The organism is Sulfobacillus sp. TH-112 (genome assembly GCF_057473405.1).
On record NZ_JBYCKN010000110.1, the window covers coordinates 1 to 7,708 of the forward strand.

Genomic DNA, 7,708 nt, shown 5'->3' on the forward strand with positions numbered 1-7,708 from the left:
ACAGCCAGAGCTCGTCAACGCGGATCCTTTTGGTGAAGGGTGGATATTCTCGCTAGAGGATGTCTCGCTAGGTGAGGTGTTATCCGCCGAAGATTACCAAAAACACGCCGAAGGAGAATAACCGGTGCGCTATATACCACATACTCGCGATGAGATTGAGGCCATGTTGAAGGTGTTAAACATTGATAGTGTTGACGAATTGTTTTCGGATATCCCTTCCGCAGCCCGTTTGTCACGACCACTCTCGCTTCTGCCGCAACTAGATGAAATGCAATTGAGTCAGCACCTTATCAATCTGTCAAACCAGAACGTGGATGTGCTTTCCATGCCTTGTTTCTTGGGCGGAGGATTTTACGACCGCTATGTTCCCGCCGCCGTCGGGTCGCTGGCTTCGCGCGGCGAATTTGTCACCTCCTATACACCCTATCAGGCAGAGCTCTCGCAAGGCACATTAGCAGCGATTTTTGAATTCCAAAGCATGATTCAGTCGCTAACCGGAACCTATGCGGCGCAGGCGTCGATGTATGACGGCGCATCCGCCGTAGGGGAAGCGGCGCTTTTAGCTCTAGCTCACGGGCGCGACAAACACAAGATAGTGGCTATGCGAGGGGTACACCCGGATAGTCGTCAAGTGGTCAAAACCTATATTGAAGCGCGTCACGGAGACATGGTGACGGTGACTTCGTTGGAGGAGCTGGAAGTCGTCTTGCGGGAGGGGGGCGTGGCCGGAGTGGTCGCACAATATCCGGACATGCTGGGGAACCTCAGCGACGGGGCTCAAGCGATCGAGATGGCTCACCAATATGGGGCGCTATCCATTGTCGCAACCGACCCCGTCTGTTTGGCCATTTTGACTCCGCCAGGTGAACTGGGGGCTGACATTGTGGTGGGCGAAGGGCAGCCCTTAGGCAATCCGCTTAACTATGGGGGGCCAACCTTGGGGTTTTTTGCGGTGCAGCAACCATTGGTCCGTAAGATTCCTGGCCGGATTGTCGGGGTCGCCCGGGACCGGCATGATCGACGCGGTTTTGTGCTCACCTTGCAAGCGCGAGAGCAGCATATCCGCCGAGAGAAGGCGACTTCCAACATTTGCTCTAATCATTCACTCAATGCGCTGATGGCCACCATTTACATGTCGCTGTTAGGGCCTGAGGGTTTACGTGAGGTAGCTATCCAGTCAGCTGATACCGCACATTATTTGGCGAATCAGTTGCAGGAGCTGGGGCTGCTTCGTGGACCTGATCCCAGTGCGCCATTTCTGTACGAGTTTGCCGTCCGGGTGCCGGGTGATCTTGACGATCTGAATCGTCATCTCTTAAGTCAAGGCATCTTAGGCGGGGCCAATCTCGGCCGCTGGGAGGCTGAGTGGCAGGGACTATGGCAGCTAGCAGTGACCGAAAAGCGCACTAAAGACGACTGCGATCGTCTCATCGAGGAGGTTCGACAGTGGATATCCCGGTAATTTTTGAACGTTCTCAGCCTGGGCGTCGGGGAGTGCGGTTTGAGGGGCATTCCAGTATTCCGCATCACGATCCTCAGGAGTATCTTCCTGACCGGCTGGTGCGGTCCAGCGCGCTAGGGTTGCCTGAGGTCGCCGAAAATGATGTGGTTAGGCATTATACCCAACTGTCCAGGTTTAATTATGGTGTGGACACTGGCTTTTATCCGCTAGGCTCATGCACGATGAAATATAATCCCAAAGTCAATGATTGGGCGGCTAACTTAGCCGGTTTCAAGGATGTTCACCCGTTGCAGCCCGACCAGTCTGTGCAAGGACTGCTGGAACTCTTTCATCAATTGGAAGAGGGATTGAAGGAACTTTCCGGGATGGATGCGGTATCACTGCAACCGGCTGCTGGAGCCCACGGGGAATTGACCGGGATTTTGATGATTCGGGCCTATTTACAGGACCGTGGTGAGAAACGCACCACCATTTTGGTGCCTGACTCTGCCCATGGCACCAATCCGGCCACGGCCGCCATGGCGGGTTTTCAAGTGAAGGTTGTGCCCAGCAACAGTCGCGGTGGGGTGGATGTGATGGCGCTTCGAGAAATGGTCACCGAAGAGACGGCCGGTCTCATGCTGACCAATCCAAATACCCTAGGACTTTTTGAAGAAGATATTTTAGAGATAGCCGACATTGTCCATTCGGCAGGTGGGCTCTTGTATTATGATGGAGCCAATGCCAACGCCATTATGGGAAGGGTACGACCCGGAGATATGGGATTTGACGTGGTGCATTTGAATTTGCACAAGACCTTTTCCACTCCCCATGGTGGTGGCGGACCCGGCGCCGGACCAGTCGGGGTGAAAGCGGCGCTAATTCCCTATCTTCCTTTTCCTCGGCTCGAAGCAGGCGAGAAAGGTTGGCAATGGACCTATGATCATCCCCGGTCGATTGGCAAGGTGCGTTCGTACTATGGGAATTCCGGGGTGTTAGTGCGTGCCTACGCTTACATGCGCTCGCATGGTGCAGACGGCCTGAGAATGGTATCCGATACCGCCGTATTAAATGCCAACTATCTGTTAAAGCAATTGAGTTCACACTATCAGACACCCTACCAGCGTACAGTGAAGCATGAATTCGTGTTGTCATTGAGTGCACAAAAGGGTCGGGGGGCTCGGGCACTGGATGTCGCCAAACGCATTATCGACTATGGCTACTATCCTCCCACCGTGTATTTCCCTTTAGTGGTGGATGAAGCGCTCATGGTTGAACCGACGGAGACTGAATCTAAAGAGGTGCTGGACGCCTTTGTTGAGGCGATGACCGCTATCGATCACGAGATTGACAAAAGTCCGGATTTGATTCGGGATGCACCGCATGATACCGTGGTCAGTCGTTTCGACGAGGCTACCGCAGCAAGACATCCCATTCTGACCTGGAATGAATGGCAAAAGGAGGCCTTTTGATGCGGGATTTACGCAAAATTGACCCCGCGGTGTATGCTGCAATTGAGGCTGAAAAACGACGACAGAACGAGCATTTAGAGCTGATTGCGTCCGAAAATTGGACCTCTCCGGCAGTGCGAGCGGCAGTGGGTTCGGTGATGACTGATAAGTATGCTGAAGGATATCCAGGGCGCCGTTATTATGGCGGATGTGAAGAGGTGGACGTGGTTGAAGAATTGGCTCGGAACCGGCTCATGCAGTTATTTTCTGCCGAACACGCCAACGTCCAGCCACATGCCGGAGCACCGGCCAATCTTGCGGTCTACCTAACCGTGCTCAAACCGGGGGATACCATTTTAGGGTTGGAGTTGAGTCATGGTGGCCACCTGACCCATGGAAGTCCGGTGAGCATCTCTGGCCAATGGTATCACGCTGAACACTATCAAGTGGACCGGGAGTCCGAGCGCATTAACATGGATCAGGTGCGAGACAAGGCGCTCCAAGTGCGCCCCAAGCTGATTGTGGCGGGGGCATCCGCCTATCCTCGAGCATGGGACTTTGCGGCATTTCGGGCGATTGCCGATGAGGTCGGGGCTCTCCTAATGGTGGATATGGCTCATGTCGCTGGGCTGGTGGCTGCCGGTCTTCACGCCAGCCCTGTGCCCTATAGTGACTTTGTGACGTCTACCACCCACAAGACCTTGCGTGGTCCACGCGGCGGATTTATATTAACGAATCATCGGTGGGCTAAGGCTATCGATAAGGCCGTTTTTCCGGGATTGCAGGGTGGCCCACTGATGCATGTTATCGCCGGAAAGGCGGTGGCATTTCATGAGGCCTTGCAACCGGAATTTCGTGACTATCAAGAGAAGGTGCTCCGTAATGCCTCGAGACTAGCCGAGATCTTAACGCGGCTGGGCTTGCGATTGGTCTCCGGAGGGACTGATAACCATTTGATGTTGGTCGATGTGAAAGCTAGTGGCATTACGGGTCAGTTGGCTCAGGAGAGACTAGCGCGGGTCGGTATTACGGTCAATAAAAATACCATCCCGTTTGATACCGAGAAGCCGATGGTCACGTCGGGGATTCGGATTGGAACACCTCAGATCACCACGCGGGGACTAAATACTGACGACATGGATGTACTGGCAGAAATTATCGCTGAGGCTATTCTCGCAGACGATGAGGCCAACTATGGCCTCATGCAGGAACGCGTACGTCAGCTTGCGAAAGCCCATCCCTTGCCGGGATTGGAGGAGTAAATGCAGGTAGCCATTCTCAACGGGCCAAATTTAGGCCGTCTCGGCGTCCGTCAACCCGATATTTATGGGAATCACGGCTTGGAATTTTTGCAAGCCAGCTTGAGCGAGCAATTTCCCATGGTGCAATTGGAGTTTTTTCAATCCAATAGCGAGGGCGGGTTGATTGATCGATTAGAGGCCTGGCATGATCAAGGAATACGCCTTTTAGTTATTAACGCCGGAGCGTATACCCATAGTTCGTACGCGCTACGGGATGCATTGGATGGGATGGACTTCCGCGCGGTGGAGGTACACATTTCTAATATTTATGCTCGAGAGTCGTTTCGTCACCGGTCTGTATTGGCGTCGGTTGTGGAAGGACAAATATCGGGATTGGGACTCAAGGGATACGCGCTGGCGATTCGGTTTTTAGTCGAGTCGTGACGTTGGTCACGAGTCATGTGATGTGATATGGTGAATAGGAACCGTCCGCTAGAGGACCGAAACTGATGATGGGAGCGTTTTGATGATTTCGAGTAATGATTTTCGCAACGGGGTAACAGTGGAGATTGACGGAGTATTATTTCAAGTAATTGAGTTTCAGCACGTCAAGCCTGGAAAGGGTTCGGCATTTGTGCGTACCAAACTAAAAAACCTTCAGACCGGTGGTGTAGTGGAGCGTACGTTTAATGCTGGAGAGCGGGTTCCTGCAGCCAAGGTGGAGAAACGGGAAATGCAGTTCCTGTATAACACTGGGGACGAATATACTTTTATGGACACGGAAACCTTTGAGCAATTTCAATTGTCTAGCGCTGACATTGGTGATGGCGTGCGGTTTCTTAAAGAAAACATGCTATGCCACGTGGTGATGTTTAAGGGATCAAGTATTGGCGTGGAACTGCCGAATAGCGTCGATCTGAAGATCGTGGAGACCGATCCGGGATTCAAAGGAGATACCGCCACGGGAGGGACCAAGCCAGCTAAACTGGAGACTGGTGCCGTGGTGAAAGTTCCCTTGTTCGTGGAAGAGGGTTCACTGATAACGGTTGACACCAGGACCGGATTATACGTCGGCCGTGCGTAGGTTCGATGGCATTGTAAAGACGACACTCTTCGTGGAGTGTCGTCTTTTTTGTGCATGAAACTGTGCGAGATGGTTAGGTTATGGATGTAACGGAAGAGGAGGTGGATTTGTGGCAGAGCTGCGGCGTCGTGTTTCACAATTAGCAAATCTGGCAGAGAAATTGGACATTCGCGACCACGGCCGGGAAGGACAAATTCTCGCCGATGTCGTCGGTGTTCTTCGTGAACTGTCGCTGGATCTTGAAGAGGTGGCACAGAATCAGACAGAGCTTGAAGATTATGTTGAGGAGATTGACTCCGACTTGATGTCTTTAGAAGAGGATGTTTACCTCGGTGATGACGATGATGATGATGATGAAACCGATCTATTCGATGAGGATGACGAAGTATCCTATATTGAACTAGAGTGCCCAGTATGCGAACTCGAATCCTCCTTTAATGAAGCACTATTTGATGAAGAGGGCATCCAATTGACCTGTCCTCATTGTGGCAATGTAGTCTTTGATTCAGATGAAGACTATATAGTGATTGATGATGATAAGCCCGATGAGCACTGGGACGAGGATCAAGACTTCATCGAATAGACGTTACAGCGCGGCACATAAGTGCCGCGTTTTTGTTCCGAAAATGGGCTCGCGCATATTGACTTACCACTGTGGTGACTAGTTGTCCGGTCTGCGTGAGGCCCTTTGTACTGTCCAATTGGCGCATTCCCATTCAAGGATGTCTCATGTGCCCTTTCTCTACGTCTTTGCCTCTCCCGTTTGGGCGGACTTATCTAAGCGTGATCGTCGCTTATTGACTTCAGCTATGCTCTAGGTGCATCGTGCCACCGGTCACCTTTGTTGCCGGCGCCAAAAAGTGAACGGGGGGACCCTCAGCTGGTTTGAGGGAGACGCGAATCCGCACACGTTTTTAGCGCGTCCCTACGTTATACCATGATGGCTCACCGGAGACATTCTTGTAAGACTTTGTTAAAAATCCCCTTAATGGCCACTCCCAGGGGGAATGCGCCTATGACATTTTCTCCCCTCCTCATGGGATCCCAGCGACGTCAAATTGGAATAACTTGGTGACGTTGTCCATAGACATTAGACAACTGGGACGAGGTCCCGGGGCTTTCGGGGGGTGGTGGTGTTGGAAGCGTGGGAATATCTGCCGAATCCGTGGCGCCATGCCATTTCAGAGCTACCCACCGCCAAAAGAGCCACCTTGGAAGAGATTCGTTTTAGGGTAGGTCGTCCGCTTCATTTGTATGGAACGCAGTGGAACGTCGCTGTTCCTGAGTTGGTGCCATCAGTGTTAACGTTCGGCCATATGGAACAGTTGCTATCAGCCCTCGTAGCGCATTCGTTGTATACCAGAGTCGAAGAAATGCGCCACGGCTATATCACACTCCCAGGGGGGCATCGTGTCGGCATTGCGGGTCGGGCTGTCATGCATGACGGGGTAATCACCACGATGCGCGAAATTTCTGGAATTAATGTTCGCGTGGGAAAAACGGTGATCGGCCCCGGAGACGAACTGCTTAAGAAACTTCAAGCCGAAAAGGTGTTGCCCGGCTCGTGGTTAATCGCGTCGCCGCCGCGCGGGGGCAAGACCACCATGCTGCGCGACCTCGTCCGGGTCATTGGCGACCACGGTCAACGGGTCGTGGTGGTGGATGAGCGGTCAGAGGTGGCCGGATTCGGGGGGACCGGCGCCTCTGGCTATGATTTGGGATACCACACGGACGTTTTAGACCACTGGCCCAAGCCAGAAGGCATTGCCGTGGCCTTGCGCACACTCGGACCCGACGTAATCGCGGTGGATGAGGTGGGCGACGAGGAAGATCTGCAGGCGGTGCGCCGAGCGCGATTTGCTGGGGTGGACGTAATTGCCACCACCCACGCTAGAACCTGGGAGGAACTGATGGAGAGGTCGCGATACCGTCAGGTGCTTTCTGATGGCACATTTCATGCATTGGTGCTGCTCAGTTCTACACCTCGGGCAGGAACCATTGTGCAGGTGAAACGGATGGGAGGGGTGCCGTGATCAGTGTGCGAATCTTGGCGGTGAGTCTGGTGCTCATCGCCACCATAGGCATGGCTCGCATGGCAGGTAGTCCCTATCGCAATCGCTTGCAGGTGTTAGAAGAGTGGCAACGGTTACTCAGACATCTTGAACCATTAATGGAATGGAAGCTGGTGCCTCTCGGTCCCGCGTTGCGAGAGGCGGTCCGAGGGCAGCGGATTCTCGAACCACCGATACTGATATTGATCGAGGATCTGCAGCATCCTGATGCCGTTCTGGAGGACCTCTGGGGCACTTTATTAGCTAGTCTGCCGGAATTGTTCGAAGATGACGTGATAGTACTCAGCGACTTTGGCCGTTCTCTAGGGAAGTCAGAGCCTCATGATGAGAAATCCCAGTTGCAAAGCGTCGCGCACGAACTGGAGCGTCTCATTAGTGAAGCGCGATATCAAAAGTCGCATGACGGCCGCGTGTTTCCC

8 protein-coding genes and 1 pseudogene are annotated in these 7,708 nt (G+C 53.1%); all 9 read left to right on the plus strand.

From position 1 onward, the window contains the following. A pseudogene (locus tag ACOJWD_RS07425) lies at positions 1-121 on the plus strand (glycine cleavage system protein H); the annotation flags it as partial. Positions 122-124: 3 nt separating this feature from the next. Further along, positions 125-1,462: an aminomethyl-transferring glycine dehydrogenase subunit GcvPA gene (gene gcvPA, locus ACOJWD_RS07430; protein WP_486992590.1), complete on the plus strand. Its 1,338-nt coding sequence runs from the start codon at positions 125-127 to the stop codon at positions 1,460-1,462. Continuing rightward, positions 1,447-2,913 carry an aminomethyl-transferring glycine dehydrogenase subunit GcvPB gene (gene gcvPB, locus ACOJWD_RS07435; RefSeq protein WP_486992591.1) on the plus strand — a complete coding sequence of 489 codons (1,467 nt, stop codon included), beginning with the start codon at positions 1,447-1,449 and terminating at the stop codon, positions 2,911-2,913. The genes gcvPA and gcvPB overlap by 16 nt, the downstream gene beginning before the upstream one ends. Next, a complete protein-coding gene (locus ACOJWD_RS07440; RefSeq protein ID WP_486992592.1) occupies positions 2,913-4,154 on the plus strand; it encodes a serine hydroxymethyltransferase in 1,242 nt (413 codons plus the stop codon). The genes gcvPB and ACOJWD_RS07440 overlap by 1 nt, the downstream gene beginning before the upstream one ends. Beyond that, on the plus strand, positions 4,155-4,577 hold the full coding sequence (locus ACOJWD_RS07445; RefSeq protein WP_486992593.1) for a type II 3-dehydroquinate dehydratase: 423 nt from the start codon (positions 4,155-4,157) through the stop codon (positions 4,575-4,577). A gap of 82 nt (positions 4,578-4,659) precedes the next feature. After that, a complete protein-coding gene (gene efp, locus ACOJWD_RS07450; RefSeq protein WP_486992594.1) occupies positions 4,660-5,217 on the plus strand; it encodes an elongation factor P in 558 nt (185 codons plus the stop codon). Positions 5,218-5,326: 109 nt separating this feature from the next. Then, positions 5,327-5,800 (plus strand): CD1247 N-terminal domain-containing protein, encoded by a 474-nt coding sequence (locus tag ACOJWD_RS07455; protein ID WP_486992595.1) that lies wholly within the window; start codon positions 5,327-5,329, stop codon positions 5,798-5,800. Positions 5,801-6,350: 550 nt separating this feature from the next. Beyond that, positions 6,351-7,250: an ATPase, T2SS/T4P/T4SS family gene (locus tag ACOJWD_RS07460; RefSeq protein ID WP_486992596.1), complete on the plus strand. Its 900-nt coding sequence runs from the start codon at positions 6,351-6,353 to the stop codon at positions 7,248-7,250. Next, positions 7,247-7,708: hypothetical protein (locus tag ACOJWD_RS07465; protein ID WP_486992597.1), on the plus strand; the 462-nt coding region annotated here is incomplete at its 3' end. The genes ACOJWD_RS07460 and ACOJWD_RS07465, both read left to right, overlap by 4 nt.

Excerpts from the sequence above, each read along its gene's own strand:
- ACOJWD_RS07445 (WP_486992593.1), top strand. The coding sequence starts at position 4,155 with ATGCAGGTAGCCATTCTCAACGGGCCAAATTTAGGCCGTCTCGGCGTC.
- efp (WP_486992594.1), top strand. The coding sequence starts at position 4,660 with ATGATTTCGAGTAATGATTTTCGCAACGGGGTAACAGTGGAGATTGAC.
- ACOJWD_RS07440 (WP_486992592.1), top strand. The coding sequence starts at position 2,913 with ATGCGGGATTTACGCAAAATTGACCCCGCGGTGTATGCTGCAATTGAG.